We start from the raw sequence: 16,846 nt of genomic DNA on the forward strand, positions 1-16,846 counted from the left end.
GCGTCCAGCGGGAGGATATATGGCCTGGGTGTTGCTGATCCTCGGCGGGCTGTTCGAAGTCGGCTTCACCACGTCGCTGCGCTTCGTCGACGGCTTCCGCAACGTGCCCTGGACGATCGCCTTCCTCGCCTCGGTCGCGGTCAGCATGGCCCTGCTCGAATATGCCTCGCGGACGATCCCGATGGGGACGGCCTATGCGGTGTGGGGCGGGATCGGTGCGGTGGGCACGGTCGTCGTCGGCCTGGCCTGGTTCGGCGAACCGGCCTCGACCCTGCGCATCCTGCTCATCTTCGTCATCATCGCGGCCATCGCCGGGCTGAAGTTCGCCGCCTGATCAGCCGCCGCCGCGGCGTTCGATGGTCGCTCCGACGGCGGACAATTTGTCCTCCAGCCGCTCGTAGCCGCGGTCGAGGTGATAGACCCGCAGCACTTCGGTCTCCCCCTCGGCGGCAAGCCCGGCGATGATCAGGCTCATCGACGCGCGCAAATCGGTGGCCATTACCTGCGCCCCGGTCAGCGGCCGCGGACCGTGGACGATGGCGGACCGCCCGTGGACGTCGATCTCCGCGCCCATCCGGCGCAGTTCGGGGACGTGCATGTAACGGTTCTCGAAGATCGTCTCTTCGAGGAAGCTCTGGCCTTCCGCGACGCACAGCATCGCCATCAGCTGCGCCTGCATGTCGGTGGCGAAGCCGGGGAAAGGCGCGGTCGACACCGCGATCGGCTTCAACGGCTGGTGCGCGCTGACCCGGACCCCCTTGTCGGTGAATTCGATTGCCAGCCCGGTCTGGGCCAGCACGTTGGTCGTCGCCAGCATTTCTTCCGGCCGCGACCCGACCAGGTGCAGCGACCCGCCGGTGATGCCGGCCGCGCAGGCATAGCTGCCGGCCTCGATGCGGTCGGGCATGACGTCGTAATCGCAGCCGTGCAGGCCCTCGACGCCGTCGATGATCAGATGGCCGCTGCCGATGCCTTCGATGCGCGCGCCCATCGCGACCAGCAGGTTGCACAGGTCGATGATCTCGGGCTCGCGCGCCGCATTGAACAGCTGGCTTCGGCCGCTCGCCAGGACGGCCGCCATCAACGCGTTCTCGGTCGCTCCGACGGATACCACGGGAAAGCTGTAATCGCCGCCTTCAAGCCGCCCCTTGGGCGCGCTCGCCTTCACGTATCCGGCCGCCAGTTCGATGTCCGCGCCAAGCGCTTCCAGCGCCTTCAGGTGCAGATCGATCGGGCGGTCGCCGATGGCGCAGCCGCCGGGCAGCGACACGGTCGATTCGCCCATCCGCGCCAGCATCGGGCCAAGCACCAGGATCGACGCGCGCATCTTGCGCACCATGTCGTAGGGCGCGACCGTCGACACAATGTCGTCCGCGGTCAGCGTCATGCGCCGGCTGACGCGCTCGCGCCGCGCGCCGGCGACCTTGGTCGTCACGCCCAGTTCGTTGAGCAAATGGCCGAAGCTGTCGACGTCGGCGAGCCGCGGCAGGTTGCCCAGCGTCAGCGCCTCTTCGGTCAGCAGCGCGCACGGCAACAGCGTCAGGGCGCTGTTCTTCGCACCGCTGATCTGGATGTCGCCGCTAAGGCGCTTGCCGCCCTGAATCCATATCGAGTCCACTGCCGCGCTTTAGCGAACGGCGCCCATGGCGCAACCGGCCTAGGCCTTCTCCAGCGTGCACTGCAGCGGATGCTGGTTCTCGCGCGCGAAATCGATCACCTGGCTGACCTTGGTTTCGGCCACTTCGTAGGTGAACACGCCGCATACCGCGACGCCCTGCTGGTGGACCTGCAACATCACGCGAGTCGCGTCCTCGATGCTCATCGAAAAGAACTGCTGGAGGACGAGCACGACGAATTCCATCGGCGTGTAATCATCGTTGAGCATCAGCACTTTGTAATTGGACGGCTTCTTGGTCTTCGGGCGCGTGCGCGTCGCGACCCCGGTGCCCTCGTCGCCAAGGCCGTCGCGGCCGGGCCCGTCGCCCATGGTGATCGTGCGCCACTGCATCGTCCCTAGATATGGCAAGCGCGGAACGCGCCGCAAGGCAAAGGCGCCGGGCGGCAAAGAAAAAGGCGGCCGCTCCATAAGAGCGACCGCCTCGTCGTACCTGACTGGAGGGGAGGAGGTGTCAGGCAGCGATCTCGTTGATGCGTTCGACGTTCGCGCTGGCGCGGTTGGACAGCGGCTGGAAAGCTTCGCCGGCCAGCTTGACCATCGATTCGGCGAAGGTCGAGCTGTCCTGGACCATGCGGTCGAAGGCGCTGCGCGCGAAGTCGCCCTGCAGCTGCAGCAACTCGGTCGGGCTCTTGGCTTCGGCGAACGAACGGACGGTGTCGGCGGTCTGCTCGACGCTGTCGCGGCTCTTGGCGGCAACGGTCTGGCCGATCGACTGGACGCCGGTGGCGGCGATGCGGCTGGCTTCGACGAACGCGTCGATGTTGCCGCGGTACATGTCGGCCAGTTCTTCAGCCGCCTTGCGCGAACGCTTGACGACGTCTTCGCCACGGCCGGAAGCGTCGGTGAACAGCTTCTCGAACGTGTTGGCGCCAGGGATGCCGGCAAAGCCGGTGAACACGGTGTCGTTGGTCATGTCTTCAATTCCTTGCTTGGCGCGGACCTTCGCGGCCCGGACGGTCTTGACCGTCTTGGCCTTCGCCCGCTTGGTGGCGGTGCGGCGGGTCTTGCGCGCCTTGGTGGTACGGGTCTTGGCGGCCTTGCTCGCCCCCTTGGCGACCGCGGCGACGGCAGCAACCTGCTTGGTCGCGGCAGTGGTGGTGGCTTCGACCGCGTCGGTCACGGCTTCGGCGGGGGTAGTAGCTTCGGCAACCATTTTTATCTCCTCTTGTGCAGTGCAACATAATTTGTGCACGGCACCATTTCAAGACCTTTTTTGTGCACCGCAGCAGAAGCCCTTGACGACCCGCCGCGACGCGTCGCAAGAGCGGCCATGGACCCCTCCGCCAAGCGCAGCCGACGCGGCCTCCTGATCGTCCTGTCGTCCCCGTCGGGCGCGGGCAAAACCACCATCTCGCGGATGCTTTTGGGCGCCGACCGCCAGGTCAGCATGTCGATCAGCGCGACCACCCGGCCGATGCGCCCCGGCGAGGCCGATAACGTCGACTATAATTTCGTCGACGATGCGCGCTTCGACGCAATGATCGAGGCCGGCGAATTCGTCGAATGGGCAACCGTCTTCGGGTCTCGCTACGGCACGCCCAAGGCGCCGGTTAAGCAGGCGCTGAAGGAAGGCCGCGACATCCTCTTCGACATCGACTGGCAGGGCGCACGCCAGCTCGAACCCGACTTCGGCGAACATCTCGTCACCATCTTCCTGCTGCCCCCGTCGATGACCGAACTGGAACGGCGCCTGCGCGCCCGCGGCACCGACAGCGACACGGTCATCGCCGACCGCATGCACCGTGCGGCGGACGAGATCAGCCACTGGGCCGAATATGAATATGTGATGGTCAACGACGACATGGACGCCTGTCTCGACCGGGTCCGCTCGATCGTCGCCGCCGAACGGTCGAAACGCACCAGCCAGCCGGGCCTCGTCGGCTTCGTCCGCGACCTCATCGGCCCGCAGCACTAGCGGCCGAGCAACTCCACGAACCGGGCCGCGGCCAGGAAGTCGCGGCGTTTCAGGTCCAGTGCCGCGTCCGCTTCCGCGTCGGCGCCCCACTGCTCGCGCTGCCATTGCTCGTCGACGGTCACCGCCGACCAGGCGTCATCGGCGGCGATCGCGCCCTCGATCACCCCCAAAGCGACGACCAGCGACCCGCCGATCGTCACCAGCACCGACAGCGCCGACAGCCGATAGGGGTCGAGCGCGGCGATGGCATGCGCCAGCCGCCGCACCGTCGCTTCGGGCTGCGGCACGTGGACGATCCCGCACGTCGTTTCGAAATCGACGTCGAACCGCCGCCGTCCCCACGCCAGCAGTGCGTCCCACATCTGGTCCTGCCGGGCGCGCAATTCGCGCGGCGATTCGGCCCGGTAACACAGCAGGTCGCCCTCGCCATATTTGGCCAGGCCCGCCGCGAACGGCGCGCTGGCCGGCGCCACCCGGTCGACGGCCGCATTGGCCAGCCCGGTCAGCGGCATGGTGCGCGGATCGACGGTCTCGCCGCTATCGTTCCATTCCGCCGCGATCGCCCGGGCCAGCGCCGCGCTCGGCACCGCCAGCGCGTGGCGCGCCGGCGTGCGCAGCGGCTTGCCGTCCAGTTCGACCGTCCAGCCGTCGGCCCCCTCGGCAACCGCCGCCTGCTTCCAGAACCGCTTCATCGGCCCTCGTCTTCGGCCTTCCATTTCTTCTTCAGCATCATCGGCGCCCCGACCATGTCGATCAGGCCAAGCACGGCGATGATCCCGCCGACCACCGGCCAGCCGCCCGGGCGCACCAGGTCGGTCAGCGCGATGGCCAGCCCCGCGGCCACCGTCACCAGCCCGACCAGCCGCGCCCCCATGAACAGCAGAAAGCGCTTCTTCCACTTGGCTTCGTCATCCATCGGCGATTTCCCTCGCAATGTCGGCGACTTCGGCGGGCGTCGCGGCAACCGCGTCGGCGCCCGCCGCGAACAATTCCTCGGCGTCGTGATAGCCCCAGCCGACGCCCACCGCTTTCGCCCCGGCGGCCAGCGCCATGCCCATGTCGAAACTGGTGTCGCCGACGACGATGGTGGTGGCGCCGGTGGCGCCGGCCTCGCTCATCGCCGCAATGACCATGTCGGGTGCAGGCTTCGACGGGTGACGGTCGCTGGTTTGCAGGGAAATGAAGCGCGCGTGGATGTCGTGGCTCAACAGGCAATGGCGCAGCCCGCGGTCGGACTTGCCGGTCGCCACCGCCAGCAGCCAGCCGTCATCCTCCAGCGTGTCGAGCAGCTCCAGGATGCCGTCGTACAACGGCTCCTGCACCCGCCCTTCCTGCCGCGCGGTGAAGAACGACTGCTTGTAGGTTTCGGCGAGCGCGCTGTGCATCGCCGCATCGGCCTCGGGCAGCAACGCGGCCATCGCCTCGTTCAGGCTCAGCCCGATCACCCGCCGGCTTTCCTGCGGCGGCGGCAGGGCCAGCCCGTGCCGGTCGAACGCCTCCGCCAGCGCGGCGTAGATCGTCGCCCCGCTGTCGACCAGCGTGCCGTCGCAATCGAAAACCGCCAGGCGGGTCACTTGCGGCCGCGGTTGCTGCGCGTGCGCCGTTCGCCGCGGCGGCTGTCGGGCTTGGGCTTGGCCGTGCGCGGCGCGCGTTGCTGGCGCTGCGGCGCGGCGGCATCGCCGGCGGCGATTTCGAACCCGATCATGTCCAGGCTCTGCGCGAAATGTTCGGGCAGGTCGGCGCGCACGTCGATCTTGCCCTTGGACGGCGAATCGATCCGCAGCCGCCGCGCATGCAGGTGCAGCTTGCGGCTGATCCCGCCGGTCAGGAACGCGTCCTGCCCGCCATATTTGCCGTCGCCGACGATCGGGTGGCCGATCGCCATCATGTGCGCCCGCAACTGGTGGGTGCGGCCGGTCAGCGGCTGCAATTCGACCCAGGCGGCGCGGTTGCCGGCGCGGTCGATCACGCGCCAGCGGGTGCGTGCCGGCTGGCCGTTTGCTTCGTCGATCTGCATCTTCTCGCCGCCGGTGCCCGGCTGCTTGGACAGCGGCGCGTCGATCTGCCCCTCGTCGCCCGACGGCACGCCGACGACCAGCGCCCAATAGACTTTCTTCGCGGTGCGGCCGGAAAAGCTCTTGGAAAACAGGTTGGCGGTGCGCGCGGTCTTGGCGACCAGCAGCGCGCCCGACGTGTCCTTGTCCAGCCGGTGGACCAGCTTGGGCCGGTTGCCGTCGTCGTCCGCCAGCCCGTCGAGCAGGCGGTCGAGATGGTGGGTGGTCTTGGTCCCGCCCTGCGTCGCCAGCCCCGGCGGCTTGTTGAGGACGAAGCCGTCGGCATCCTCGTAAATCACCATCGACCGGACGTATTCTGTTTCCTCCGCGGTCAGCGGGTCGCGCCGGGGCTTGTCGCGGCGCGGGCGGCGCTCCTTGTCCGGCTCGACCGGCGGCAGGCGGATTTCCTGCCCGGCGGATATGCGTTCGCCCGGCACCACGCGCTTGCCGTCGACGCGCAGTTGCCCGGTCCGCGCCCAGCGCGACACCAGGTTGAAATTGACGTCCGGCTGGTGCCGCTTGAACCAGCGGTCGAGGCGGATGCCGTCGTCATCGACGTCGACCCGGAATGTGCGCGTATCGGCCATCCACGCCCTCTAGCGATTAAGCCGCCCGAATCTAACCCGTGCGATCGCGCCAATGTTCGAACGCCTGCTGCTGCAGCCGATGGACCAGCCGTGCCGCTTCGGGACCGGTCCACGGGCCGTCGTGCCCGTGCGCGATCGCGCCGCCGATCCACCACCCCTGTCCGGGCAGGCCGTCCGACTGGCGCACGACCAGCACCGCCAGCTCCGGTTCGCCGCGCTCGGCCGCATCGTCGTCGACCGTGGCCAGCACCTTGCACAGGGCCCGCATCTTGGGGCGCGTGAAGGCATGGCCAAGCGCACCGAGCATTTCGGAATAAGTGATCGGCTGGCCCGCTGCGGCGGATTCGATCAGCAGTCGGCGGACCTCGCCGGGGTCGGCGAGCAGCCCGGCCCGGCTCATTCGGGCTGGTCGGCGACCGGCGTCAGTTCGAACACCTCCAGCTTGGCGCCGCTGCGCGCCCACGGGATCACCAACCGCCAGCGGAACGGGGCGATGCGTTCGAACACGCCCGCCATGTCGCGTTCCGGATCCTCGCCATAAGCGCGCGATTCCTTGTCGTCGGCCAGGCCCAGGCTGCCCAGGAAGATCATCCGGTTGGGGTCGGCGTCGTCGAACAATTGGCCGACCGGGCGGCGGCTGCCGGTCTGCTTGACGATCGACAGCGACCCGTCGTCGTCGCTCAGGACGTAACAGAAGAACGGCTTGAACTTCTCGAACGCCGGCGACTTCCTGTCCGTCTTGCCGATGCTGATCAGCCGGCAATTGTAACTGCCCGGCGTCGGCTGCGGCCGAGGCAGGCGGGCCAGCGGCTTCAACAGCTCGCCTTCGCCGGCCACGGCGCGGCCGAACCGCGCCCGCGCCTCGTCGATGCCCTGCTGCCATGCCAGCCCGCTGCGGTCGATGCGGCTGCGGTCGCTGGGCGTCGCGGTCTGCTTCCAGGCATCGCCGGGCTGCGGCTGTTCGACCGTGATGGTCGCCGCCGTCCGCTTCTTGGACGTGGTGTCGCACGCGCCAAGGGTCGCGGCCAATGCCATCGCCAAAAGGATCGCCGAAGTGCGCATGCCGCGAAGCGTGGCAAAGTGTCGCGTCCGATGCAACCAACGCGCGCTTCACCATGACCTTTCACTTGCGCTTGGCGACCGCTAGGCGCGCGGCAGATGAACGCGCCCCGCACCCCTTCGGATCAACAGCGCGCGGCGCTTGCCGGCCTGTGGTTCGGGCTCGGCGCCTACGGGCTGTGGGGCGTGCTGCCGATCTACTTCAAGGCGCTGGCGGCGGTCGGCCCGGTCGACATCGTGGCCCACCGCGTCGCCTGGTCGGTGCCCTTCCTCGCGCTCCTGCTGCTGCTGTTCGCGCGAACCGGCGAAGTCCGCGCCGTGCTCCGCCAGCGACGAACGATGGTGTTGCTCGCCGCGTCCGCCTGCCTGATCGCGGTCAACTGGCTGCTCTACGTTTACGCCGTCACCACCGGCCACATCCTCGCCGGCAGTCTCGGCTATTATCTCAACCCGTTGGTCAACGTCGTCATGGGGCGTTTCATCCTCAAGGAACGGCTTGGCTGGCTGCAATGGGCGGCGGTGGTCGTCGCGCTGGCGGGCATTTCGGCGCTTGCCTACCAGTCGCTCGGTCAGCTGTGGATCAGTCTCGCGCTGGCGTTCAGCTTCGCGACCTACGGCCTGCTGCGCAAGATCGCGTCGGTGGAAGCGGTCGCGGGCCTGGCCATCGAAACCACGCTGCTGCTGCCGCTGGCCCTGCTGTGGCTGGCGTGGGGCGTGGCCGCCGGCGGTCCGGCGTTCGGGCCGACCCGCACCGACACCATCCTCCTGCTGCTGGCGGGCGTCGCCACGTCGGTCCCGCTGCTGCTGTTCACCGCCGCGGCCCGGCGGCTTCGCTATTCGACCTTGGGGATGCTGCAATTCATCGCCCCGACGCTGCAATTCATCATTGCCGTGGCCTTTTACGGCGAAGCCTTCACCGCCGCCCACGCGGTCGCCTTCGGGGCGATCTGGATCGCGCTGATTCTGTACGTGACGGCGCTGGTGCGCGACCACCGCTCGGCCAGCGCCGCCCCGTCCGACTAGGGAACGCATCGTCGGCGTGCGCATTGGTCGCCCATGACCAGGATTTTCCTCGCCGCCGCGGCCACCGTGTCGCTGACCGCCTGCGCCGCCGTCCCGCCGCCGACCGTCCCCCCGCCCCCGCCCTGCGCGGTGGCCGGCTCGTCGGACTGGAATGCGTGGATCAACAAGATGCCCGGGCCCGGTGCGCGCCCGACGCTGCACGTGACCGGCAAGGTGACCACGCCGACCGGCGGCTACACCGTCGGCTTCGACCAGCCGCTGCAGGTCCGCGAAAGCTTCCCGGTCCAGGTCGTCGTCACCCTCCAGGCTGCCCCGCCCGCGGGCGCGGCGACCCAGGCGATCGTCACCCACGACGTGCGCGGCCAATGGCCGATGGACGCCGCGGTCGGCTCGGTGGAGGTCCGCTGCGGCACGCAGACGCTGGCGACCATCGCGCCGGTCCCGGAAGCGAACTAGCGCCGGCGCTCCGGCGCGGTTAGGGTCGGGCGCATGCTCAACATCGTCTCGCTCATCATCGGGATCGTCGCGCTCGTCTTCGCGACCATCGCCTTCCTGCCCCTGCTCGGCTGGGCCAACTGGCTGATCATCCCGCTGGCCATTGTCGGCACGGTCGTCGGCATGGCGTCGCGATCGAACGCGGGGCGCAACCTCAACCTGTTTGTCATCCTGATCGGCGTCATCCGCCTGTCGCTTGGCGGCGGCATCCTTTGACCCGGGTCTAGCGTTCCTTGACGTACCGTCCCGGTGCGTCCTCGACCGCTTTCAGCCTGCCTTCGCCGGGAATGCGCGCGCCCTTGGCCACGACCGTTGCCCCGTCCTGCGCCTTCAGCCACCGGGCCCAATCGGGCCACCAGCTGCCCTTGTGCTGCTCGGCACCGTCGATGAAATCCGCCAGCGTCCCGCACGGCGTGTCGTTGACCCAGTAACAATATTTCTGGGCCGACGGCGGATTGACCACCCCGGCAATATGGCCCGACCCGGCCAGCACGAAGCGATTGTCGCCGGCGAAATGGTCCATGATTTTCCACACGCTTTCGGGCGGCGCGATATGGTCCTCGCGCCCGGCCTGGATATACGCCGGCGTCTTGACCCGGCTCAGGTCGATCGCGGTGCCGTCGACCGTGATCTCGCCCGCGACCAGCTTGTTCGCCTTGTACAGGTCCTCAAGATAGGCGCGGTGCCACTTGCCCGGCAGGTTGGTGGTGTCGCTGTTCCACTGCAATAGGTCGAACGGCGGCGGCTCCTCGCCCAGCAAGTAATTGTTGACCACGTAATTCCAGATCAGGTCGCGGCCGCGCAGCAGGTTGAACGTCGCCGCCATGTAGCGCCCGTCGAGATAGCCTTTTTCAGCCGTCAGCTGCTCGAGCAGCGCCATCGTCTCCTCGCCCGCAAACAGCTTGAGGTCCCCGGCAAGCGAAAAGTCCACTTGCGCCGTCAGGAAGGTCGCCGACTTGACGCGATCCTGCTGCTTGCGGGCGTCGAGCAGCGCCAGTGTCGTCGCCAGCGTGGTGCCGGCAACGCAATAGCCGATGGTGTGCACGCTCTCGACGTCCAGCAGGTCGCGGATGGTGTCGATCGCGTCGACCTGGCCGCGCAGGACATAATCGTCGAGCGTGATGTCGGCGATCGTCTCGTCGGCCGATTTCCAGCTGACCATGAACAGCGAGATGCCCTCGTCCACGCACCATTTGACGAAGCTCTTCTCGGGCGTGAGGTCGAGGATGTAGAAACGGTTGATCCACGGCGGGAAGATCACCACCGGGGTCTTCAAAACCTTGTCGGTCGTCGGCGTGTACTGGATCAGCTGGTAAAGCGGCGTTTCCTTGACCACCTTGCCGGGCGTCGTGGCCAGGTTCTTGCCGACTTCGAACACGCCCTGCTTGGTTTGCGTCACCTGGCCCGCGGCAACGTCCTTCAACATGTTGGCCAGGCCCTTGAGCAGGTTCTCGCCGCGCGTCTCGATGGTCTTCTTCAACACCTGCGGATTGGTCAGCGCGAAGTTGGACGGGCTCATCGCGTCGACGAAGCTCTTGGTCGCGAACTGCAACCGCGCGCGGCTCTCCTGGTCCAGCCCCTCGACCTCGTCAACCGTGCCCAGCAACCGGTCGGACAGCGCCAGATAGGTCTGGCGAATCTGGTCGAACACCGGGTTGTCCGACCATTCCGGCGCGGCAAAGCGGCGGTCCCTGGTTTCCGCGCCCGGGGGGTTCAGCCCCATCATCCGGCCCCACGTGTCCAGCCCCTTGGCCCACGCTTCGGCGCCGGCGCTCATCATGCTGGTCGGGTCGGCGGGCGCGCCGGGCGGCGCGACGAAGGCGGGCGGAAACGCGCCCCAGGCGGGCGGGCTGGTCGGCCACGGCGCGCCGGTCTTCAGGCTTTGCGCCCACGCTTCCAGCAACATCTGCTGGGCCCGGCCCATCACCCAGGTCCAATGCTGCCAGTCTTCCAGCGTCTGCGGTCGGTCGGTGTCGGTCTTGTCGGTCATCGCGCTGCCATAGCTGTCATCGGCCCAAGTTGCGAAACCGGGCAACGCGCCAATGGATTGCGCCCGCACTTCGTTCCTCGCACAGGGGGTCAATGGTCGACGCCAGTCCCCTGCCGCCAGCGCTCGTGCTGCTAGATTATTTCGGCATCGCCGTGTTTGCCGTCACCGGTGCGCTGCTCGCCGCGGAAAAGAAGCAGACGCTGGTCACCTTTGCCTTCTTCGCCGTCGCCACCGGCGTTGGCGGCGGCACGCTGCGCGACCTGCTGATCGGGGCGCCGGTCTTCTGGGTCCACGCCAACGGCGCCTTGCTGATCTGCATCGCTGCCTGCCTTGCGGTATGGTTCGCCAGCCGCCGGCTGGCCAATGCCGCGCTGGACTGGTTCGACGCCGCCGGGCTCGCCGCTTACGCCACCTACGGCGCGGCCAAGGCGCTGGCCTTCGGCGTTGCCCCCGTACCGGCCTTCGCCATGGGCGTGCTGACCGCCTGCGCCGGCGGGATCATCCGCGACGTCCTGGCCGGCGAACCCTCGATCCTGATGCGGCCCGAACTGTACGTCACCGCCGCGGCGCTCTCGTCGGGCCTGTTCGTGCTGCTGTCGCTGATCGGGCTGACCGTTTGGCCCGCTGCGATCGTCGCGGCGGCGGCGGGTTTCGCGCTGCGCGGGCTGGCCATCGCGCGCGGCTGGTCGTTGCCCGCCTATCGTGACTAGGGTGGCGCGATGATCCCGATCCCGCCCGCCGACACCCGAGTCGCTGAAATCGCCGACATCATCCAGTCGGTGCTGGCGCCGGTGTTCCTGCTCGCCGGTATTGCCGGCTTCCTCAACGTGCTGACCGGCCGCCAGTCGCGGATCGTCGACCGCGCCCGCGACCTCGAACCCAAATTGCTCCAGTCGCGGGGCAGCGAACATGACCGCTACATTGCCGAATTGCGCACCCTCGACACGCGCATGAAACTGGTCGGCCGCGCGGTGTGGATGGCGGTGCTGGCCGCGCTGCTGGTGTGCTGCATCGTCGTGCTGCTGTTCGCCGGGTCGGTGGTCAGCGGCCATTTCGGCCGTGCGCTGGCGGTGCTGTTCATCCTGTGCATGGTGTTCCTCGCGCTCGCCTTCGCCGTCTTCCTGTTCGAAACCCGCATCGCCGCCCGCTCGATGCGCGTGCGCACCGCGCTGCTCGACCACCAGGCCGAAGACCCGCCCGCCTGACCTCGACAAGCGGCGGGCCGCTGCCTATCGCCCGGGCACCAAACAGGGAGTGTTTCTACCGTCATGTCGATCGACCAGGTCACCAGCTCGTCCGTTCTCGACCGCGTTCTCGTCCTCGAGATGGTGCGGGTGACCGAAGCCGCGGCCATCGCGGCGGCGAAATGGATCGGCCGGGGCGACAATGATTCCGCCGATGCCGCCGCCGTGGAGGCGATGCGCGCCAAGCTCAACCTGCTGCCGATCGACGGTACCGTGGTGATCGGCGAGGGCGAACGCGACGAAGCGCCGATGCTCTACATCGGCGAACGCGTCGGCTCGGCGCAGGGCGACGGCCCCGGGATCGACATCGCGCTCGATCCGCTCGAAGGCACGTCGATCACTGCAAAGGCCGGCCCCAACGCGCTCGCCGTGCTTGCGATCGCCGAACATGGCTGCCTGCTCAACGCCCCCGACGTCTACATGGACAAGCTGGCGGTCGGGCCCGGCTATCCCGACGGCCTCATCAGCCTCGACCGGTCGCCCGCCGACAACGTTCGCGCCATCGCCGCGCACAAGGGCGTGGAAGCGAACGAGATCATCGCCTGCGTCCTCGACCGCCCGCGCCACGACGCGATCGTCGCCGAACTGCGCCAGCTTGGCTGCGGCATCAAGCTCATCCCCGACGGCGACGTTGCCGGGGTCATCGCCACCGCCGACCCGGACACCGGCATCGACGTCTACATGGGCAGCGGCGGGGCGCCCGAAGGCGTGCTCGCGGCGGCCGCGCTGCGCTGCGTCGGCGGCCAGATCCAGGGCCGGCTGCTGTTCCGCAACGACGATGAAGTCGGCCGCGCGCGCGGCTGGGGGATCGACGATCTCGACCGCATCTACACCACCGCCGACATGGCCCGCGGCGACTGCATCTTCGCCGCCACCGGCGTCACCGACGGCTCGCTGCTCGAAGGCGTGCACAGCCGCAAGGATTGCGTGACCACCGAAAGCATCGTCATGCGCGCCAGCTCCGGCACGGTCCGCCGGGTGGCGGCCGAACATTACCGCCACGGCAGCCAGCGCAGCCTCTAGATCGCGCCGCCCGGGCAGCTAAGATCGCGGCGGTGAACGACGACGATCCCCTGCTGCCGGTCGAACCCGGATACAGGCATGTCCTGCGGGCACGTTTCCTCGTGCAATGGGCCGTGCTGTCCATTGGCGCGATCGTGCTGGACCAGACGCTTCTGCCCGGTACCGGCTTTCACGGCCTTCCCAGCACGCTGCTCCCGCTGCTCGGCCTGCTGACTCTCGTCGTCGTTCCGCAGCGCATCTACCGCCGGCTCGGCTACCGCGTCGGCGCCAGCCTGCTGCAGGTGGTGCGCGGCTGGATGTTCCACAGCGACACGGTGGTCCCGCTGGTCCGCGTGCAACATATCGACGTGACTCAGGGGCCGATCGAAAAGCTGTTCGATGTCGCGACCCTCGTCGTCCACACCGCCGGCACGCACAACAGCATCGTCACCCTGCCGGGCCTCGATCCCGGCCGAGCCGCCGAGATCCGCGACATCATCCGCGACCATGTCCGAACCGATTTCGCCTGACGACGCGCCGCCGGAGCGGCTTCACCCCCTGTTCCTGGCCAGCGGAATCGCCGGCAGCCTGCGCCAGCTGGCCGGCGGCTACGTCGCGCTCGGCTATCTCGCCGTGTCCGGACGGCTCGGCACCGCGCTGGTCATCGCGGCCCTGCTCGTCGTCGTCGGCCTGATCGGGACGTTTCTCTACTGGCGCCGCTTCGGCTTTCGCGTCGGAGCCGACGAAATCCGCATCGACAGCGGCATCTTCAGCCGTACCCACCGGTCGATCCCGTTCGACCGCATCCAGGACGTCGACATCACCCAGGGCGCGATCGCGCGCCTGCTCGGCATCGCCGCGGTGCGCTTCGAAACCGGCGGCGCGTCGGGTGGCGGGCAGGATGACGGCATGCTGCGCGCGATCCCGATCGATCGGGCGGAGGCCATCCGCCGCATCGTGCGCGGCTACCGGACGCAGGACAGCGCCAGGCCGGCGGTCGAGGCGACGGCGGCCAACGACCCGGTGTTCGCGATGGACCTGCCGCGGGTGGGCCTTGCCGGACTGTTCAATTTTTCGCTCGCCATCTTCGCCGGCCTGCTCGGGCTGACACAGACGCTGGGCGACGTGTTGGGCTTCAACCCGTTCACCGAGATCTTCTGGCGGGACGTGCTGGCGCGAAGCGGGCCGGTGGCCGGCTTCCTCGCCGCGCACCGGGCGGCGGCGGTCGCCGGCGGGGTCGTCGTCCTGCTGATCGCCGGGGCGCTGACCGGCCTCACCCGTACCGTGCTGCGCGAATTCGGCTTTCGCCTCGACCGGACTGACACCAGCCTGCGCCGCCGCCGCGGCCTGCTCACCCGGACCGACGTCAGCCTGCCCGTGCGCCGGGTGCAGGCGGCGTTGATCTCGACCGGCCCCATTCGCGACGCGTTCGGCTGGCGCGTGCTGAAACTGCAGAACCTGGCGCAGGACGAAGGCAGCGGCGACCATGTCGTCGCCCCGCTGGCCAGTGATCCGGAAGTCGCGGCGATCGTCACCGAGCTTGGCTGGCGGCCACTGCCCGACCGGCCGCGGTGGCACCGCGTTTCCCCCGCCTACATCTGGCAATTGCTGGTGGGCGTGGTTCCGCTGGCGGCGCTCGCCCTCGTGCTGCTCCTCGTCCTGACCGTCGGCCCGTTGCAGATCGACGCGGCGGCGCGGGAAGGGGTGGCACAATCCCTCCTGCCGCTGGTCGTCGCGTCGGCGCTGGTCCTGCTGTTCCTCCTCGCCGTCACGCTTTCACGCGTGCTCGGCTGGCGGCGCACCGGCTTCCTGCTCGACGGCGACAGGCTGCTCGTGCGCACCGGCTGGTGGCGGCGGCAATTGCGCATCCTGCCGCTGGCCAAGATCCAGAGCGTAGAGATCGCCGAAAGCTTTTTCGGCCGCTGGTTCGGGGTCACCACGCTGATCTTCGGCGTCGCCGGCGGCCGCGGTTTTTCCGCCCACAGCATTCCGGCCGTCCCCCGCCTGCAGGCATTCCACTTGCGGTCGAGCCTGCTAGATTCGCCGGCATGAACTTTGCCGCCAATGTCGAACGGTCGGTCACCGGCCAGCCGTGGAAATGGCGCGGGTCCGGCGGCGGGGACCTAGAATCCCTCGTCGACGGGCTGCTCCTCGGCCGCGGCGTCGACCGCGACGACCTGCCGCGCAACCGCGACCCGCGGATCCGCGATTTCCTGCCCGACCCGTCGGCCTTCCGCGACATGGACAAGGCCGCCCGGCGCCTGGCCGACGCGGTCCAGTCGCGCGAAACCGTCGCCATCTTCGGCGACTACGACGTCGACGGCGCGACCAGCGCGGCGGTGCTCACCCTGCTGCTTCGACGGCTGGGCAGCGACCCGATGGTCTACATCCCCGACCGGCTGATGGAAGGGTACGGCCCGTCGGGCGCGGCGCTGGTTGACCTCAAGCAACGCGGCGCCAGCCTGGCCGTCACCGTCGATTGCGGCGCGCAGGCGTTCGATGCGGTGGACGAAGCCAACGCCGCCGGGCTCGAAGTGATCGTCGTCGACCATCACCAATGCGCCACCGCGCTTCCCGCCGCCTTTGCCCTCGTCAATCCGAACCGGCTGGACGAAGGCGAACTGGGCGCCGCGCACGGCCACCTTGCCGCCGTCGGCATGGCCTTCGTCCTCGGCGTCGCCTTGCTGCGCGAATTGCGCGGTCGCGGCTATTTCAAGGATCGCGACGAACCCGGGATCCTCGACCTGCTCGACCTCGTCGCGCTCGGCACCGTCGCCGACGTCGCCAAGCTGCGCGGCCTCAACCGCGCCTTCGTCACGCAGGGCCTCAAGGTGATGGACGGCGGGCAGAATATCGGCCTCGCCGCGCTTGCGCAGGCGGCGCGGCTGGTCAAGGCGCCGTCGTGCCGCGACCTCGGCTTCGCGCTCGGCCCGCGCATCAATGCCGGCGGCCGGGTCGGCAAGTCCGACCTTGGCGTGCGGCTCCTGACCTCGACCGACGCCGAAGAGGCACGAACCATCGCCGCCGAGCTCGACCGGCTCAACGAAGAACGGCGCGCGATCGAAATGAGCGTTTGCGAACAGGCCGAGGCGCAGGCCGCGGCCCAGTCCGACGCCCCGGTGCTGACGGTGATGAACCGGGGTTGGCACCAGGGCGTGATCGGCATCGTCGCCGGCCGCCTGAAGGAACGCTTCGGCCGCCCCGCGATCGTCATTTCGGAAGGCGACGACGGCATCGGCAAGGGTTCGGGCCGGTCGATCTCCGGAGTCGATCTCGGCGCGGCGGTGCTTGCGGCCAAGGATAACGGCCTGCTGATTGCCGGCGGCGGCCATGCGATGGCGGCGGGGCTGACCTTGCCCAGCGGCGGGCTCGACGCCTTTCGCGCCTTCCTCAACGACCGGCTGGCGGACGATATCGAACGGGCGCGCGACGGCCGCGCCCTGCTGATCGACGCGCTGCTCGCTCCCGGCGGGGTCGCCGGCGACCTGTGCGATTCGCTCGACGTCGCCGGCCCCTATGGCGCGGGTTGGCCAAGCCCGAAGATCGTCGCCGGTCCGGCGCGATTGCTCCGCACCGGGGTCGTCGGCGAAAACCACGTGCGCGGCATCGCCTGCGGCGACGACGGCAAAAGTTTCAAGTGGATCGCCTTTCGCAGCGCCGAAACCGCGCTTGGCCAGGCGCTGCTCAATTCGCCCGGCGACCGCCGCTGGTGGCTGGCCGGAAGCATCCGCCGCGACGAATGGAATGGCGGCAATGCGGCAGAGATGCACCTCGAAGATGCCGCGGTCGCTTGACCGGC

21 protein-coding genes are annotated in these 16,846 nt (G+C 68.8%); 11 read left to right on the forward strand and 10 right to left on the reverse strand.

Annotated elements, in window-relative coordinates:
• Positions 1–19 precede the first annotated feature (19 nt).
• Entirely contained in the window at positions 20–334 is a 315-nt protein-coding gene (locus tag H8M03_RS09155) for a DMT family transporter (RefSeq protein ID WP_187479142.1), read from the forward strand.
• On the opposite strand, the gene murA is transcribed toward H8M03_RS09155, so the two are convergent.
• From murA to H8M03_RS09170, 3 genes are all read right to left on the reverse strand, one after another.
• Positions 335–1,618, reverse strand: a complete 1,284-nt coding sequence (murA, locus tag H8M03_RS09160; protein WP_187479143.1) for a UDP-N-acetylglucosamine 1-carboxyvinyltransferase — start codon at positions 1,616–1,618, stop codon at positions 335–337.
• A gap of 39 nt (positions 1,619–1,657) precedes the next feature.
• Entirely contained in the window at positions 1,658–1,987 is a 330-nt protein-coding gene (gene clpS / locus H8M03_RS09165; RefSeq protein ID WP_246449240.1) for an ATP-dependent Clp protease adapter ClpS, read from the reverse strand.
• Positions 1,988–2,129: 142 nt separating this feature from the next.
• On the reverse strand, positions 2,130–2,831 hold the full coding sequence (locus H8M03_RS09170; protein ID WP_187479145.1) for a phasin family protein: 702 nt from the start codon (positions 2,829–2,831) through the stop codon (positions 2,130–2,132).
• Between the two features lie 117 nt (positions 2,832–2,948).
• Here H8M03_RS09170 and gmk point away from each other — a divergent pair, with 117 nt between their 5' ends.
• A complete protein-coding gene (gmk, locus tag H8M03_RS09175; protein ID WP_187479146.1) occupies positions 2,949–3,593 on the forward strand; it encodes a guanylate kinase in 645 nt (214 codons plus the stop codon).
• Here gmk and H8M03_RS09180 read toward each other — a convergent pair.
• The 6 genes from H8M03_RS09180 to H8M03_RS09205 are packed head-to-tail and all read right to left on the reverse strand — an operon-like array spanning position 3,590 to position 7,296.
• On the reverse strand, positions 3,590–4,285 hold the full coding sequence (locus H8M03_RS09180; RefSeq protein ID WP_187479147.1) for an ATP12 family chaperone protein: 696 nt from the start codon (positions 4,283–4,285) through the stop codon (positions 3,590–3,592). The genes gmk and H8M03_RS09180 overlap by 4 nt on opposite strands.
• Positions 4,282–4,509, reverse strand: coding sequence for a hypothetical protein (locus H8M03_RS09185; RefSeq protein WP_187479148.1), 228 nt, complete (start codon positions 4,507–4,509; stop codon positions 4,282–4,284). The genes H8M03_RS09180 and H8M03_RS09185 overlap by 4 nt, the downstream gene beginning before the upstream one ends.
• Positions 4,502–5,167 (reverse strand): HAD-IA family hydrolase, encoded by a 666-nt coding sequence (locus H8M03_RS09190; protein ID WP_187479149.1) that lies wholly within the window; start codon positions 5,165–5,167, stop codon positions 4,502–4,504. Before H8M03_RS09190 ends, H8M03_RS09185 begins: the two co-directional genes overlap by 8 nt.
• Positions 5,164–6,234, reverse strand: coding sequence for an RluA family pseudouridine synthase (locus H8M03_RS09195; RefSeq protein WP_187479150.1), 1,071 nt, complete (start codon positions 6,232–6,234; stop codon positions 5,164–5,166). The genes H8M03_RS09190 and H8M03_RS09195 overlap by 4 nt, the downstream gene beginning before the upstream one ends.
• Before the next feature lie 31 nt (positions 6,235–6,265).
• Complete coding sequence (locus tag H8M03_RS09200) at positions 6,266–6,634, reverse strand: ribose-phosphate pyrophosphokinase (protein WP_187479151.1); 369 nt, start codon at positions 6,632–6,634, stop codon at positions 6,266–6,268.
• Positions 6,631–7,296: a DUF4893 domain-containing protein gene (locus tag H8M03_RS09205; protein WP_187479152.1), complete on the reverse strand. Its 666-nt coding sequence runs from the start codon at positions 7,294–7,296 to the stop codon at positions 6,631–6,633. Before H8M03_RS09205 ends, H8M03_RS09200 begins: the two co-directional genes overlap by 4 nt.
• 96 nt (positions 7,297–7,392) lie before the next feature.
• Between H8M03_RS09205 and rarD the strand changes: the two genes are divergently transcribed.
• Genes rarD through H8M03_RS09220 form a run of 3 tightly spaced genes read left to right on the forward strand, consistent with a single transcriptional unit; the run spans position 7,393 to position 9,027 of the window.
• The gene (gene rarD / locus H8M03_RS09210) at positions 7,393–8,316 is read left to right on the forward strand and encodes an EamA family transporter RarD (RefSeq protein ID WP_187479153.1); all 924 of its coding nucleotides are present in this window, start codon (positions 7,393–7,395) and stop codon (positions 8,314–8,316) included.
• Between the two features lie 33 nt (positions 8,317–8,349).
• The gene (locus H8M03_RS09215) at positions 8,350–8,772 is read left to right on the forward strand and encodes a hypothetical protein (RefSeq protein ID WP_187479154.1); all 423 of its coding nucleotides are present in this window, start codon (positions 8,350–8,352) and stop codon (positions 8,770–8,772) included.
• 33 nt (positions 8,773–8,805) lie between these two features.
• Positions 8,806–9,027: a hypothetical protein gene (locus H8M03_RS09220; RefSeq protein WP_187479155.1), complete on the forward strand. Its 222-nt coding sequence runs from the start codon at positions 8,806–8,808 to the stop codon at positions 9,025–9,027.
• Between the two features lie 7 nt (positions 9,028–9,034).
• On the opposite strand, the gene H8M03_RS09225 is transcribed toward H8M03_RS09220, so the two are convergent.
• The gene (locus H8M03_RS09225; protein WP_187479156.1) at positions 9,035–10,801 is read right to left on the reverse strand and encodes a PHA/PHB synthase family protein; all 1,767 of its coding nucleotides are present in this window, start codon (positions 10,799–10,801) and stop codon (positions 9,035–9,037) included.
• Positions 10,802–10,893: 92 nt separating this feature from the next.
• Between H8M03_RS09225 and H8M03_RS09230 the strand changes: the two genes are divergently transcribed.
• The 6 genes from H8M03_RS09230 (at position 10,894) to recJ (ending at position 16,841) form a co-directional block, all read left to right on the forward strand.
• Positions 10,894–11,511, forward strand: coding sequence for a trimeric intracellular cation channel family protein (locus H8M03_RS09230; protein ID WP_187479157.1), 618 nt, complete (start codon positions 10,894–10,896; stop codon positions 11,509–11,511).
• A gap of 9 nt (positions 11,512–11,520) precedes the next feature.
• Entirely contained in the window at positions 11,521–12,006 is a 486-nt protein-coding gene (locus H8M03_RS09235) for a DUF2721 domain-containing protein (protein ID WP_187479158.1), read from the forward strand.
• Positions 12,007–12,069: 63 nt separating this feature from the next.
• Positions 12,070–13,068, forward strand: a complete 999-nt coding sequence (gene glpX, locus H8M03_RS09240) for a class II fructose-bisphosphatase (RefSeq protein WP_187479159.1) — start codon at positions 12,070–12,072, stop codon at positions 13,066–13,068.
• 32 nt (positions 13,069–13,100) lie between these two features.
• Positions 13,101–13,577, forward strand: coding sequence for a PH domain-containing protein (locus tag H8M03_RS09245; protein WP_246448830.1), 477 nt, complete (start codon positions 13,101–13,103; stop codon positions 13,575–13,577).
• Positions 13,555–15,099: a PH domain-containing protein gene (locus H8M03_RS09250; protein WP_187479160.1), complete on the forward strand. Its 1,545-nt coding sequence runs from the start codon at positions 13,555–13,557 to the stop codon at positions 15,097–15,099. Before H8M03_RS09245 ends, H8M03_RS09250 begins: the two co-directional genes overlap by 23 nt.
• Positions 15,096–16,841 carry a single-stranded-DNA-specific exonuclease RecJ gene (recJ, locus tag H8M03_RS09255; RefSeq protein ID WP_187479161.1) on the forward strand — a complete coding sequence of 582 codons (1,746 nt, stop codon included), beginning with the start codon at positions 15,096–15,098 and terminating at the stop codon, positions 16,839–16,841. Before H8M03_RS09250 ends, recJ begins: the two co-directional genes overlap by 4 nt.
• The last annotated feature ends 5 nt before the right edge of the window (positions 16,842–16,846 follow it).

Origin of the sequence: Sphingomonas sabuli (assembly GCF_014352855.1) — a bacterium.
GTDB lineage: Bacteria > Pseudomonadota > Alphaproteobacteria > Sphingomonadales > Sphingomonadaceae > Sphingomicrobium > Sphingomicrobium sabuli.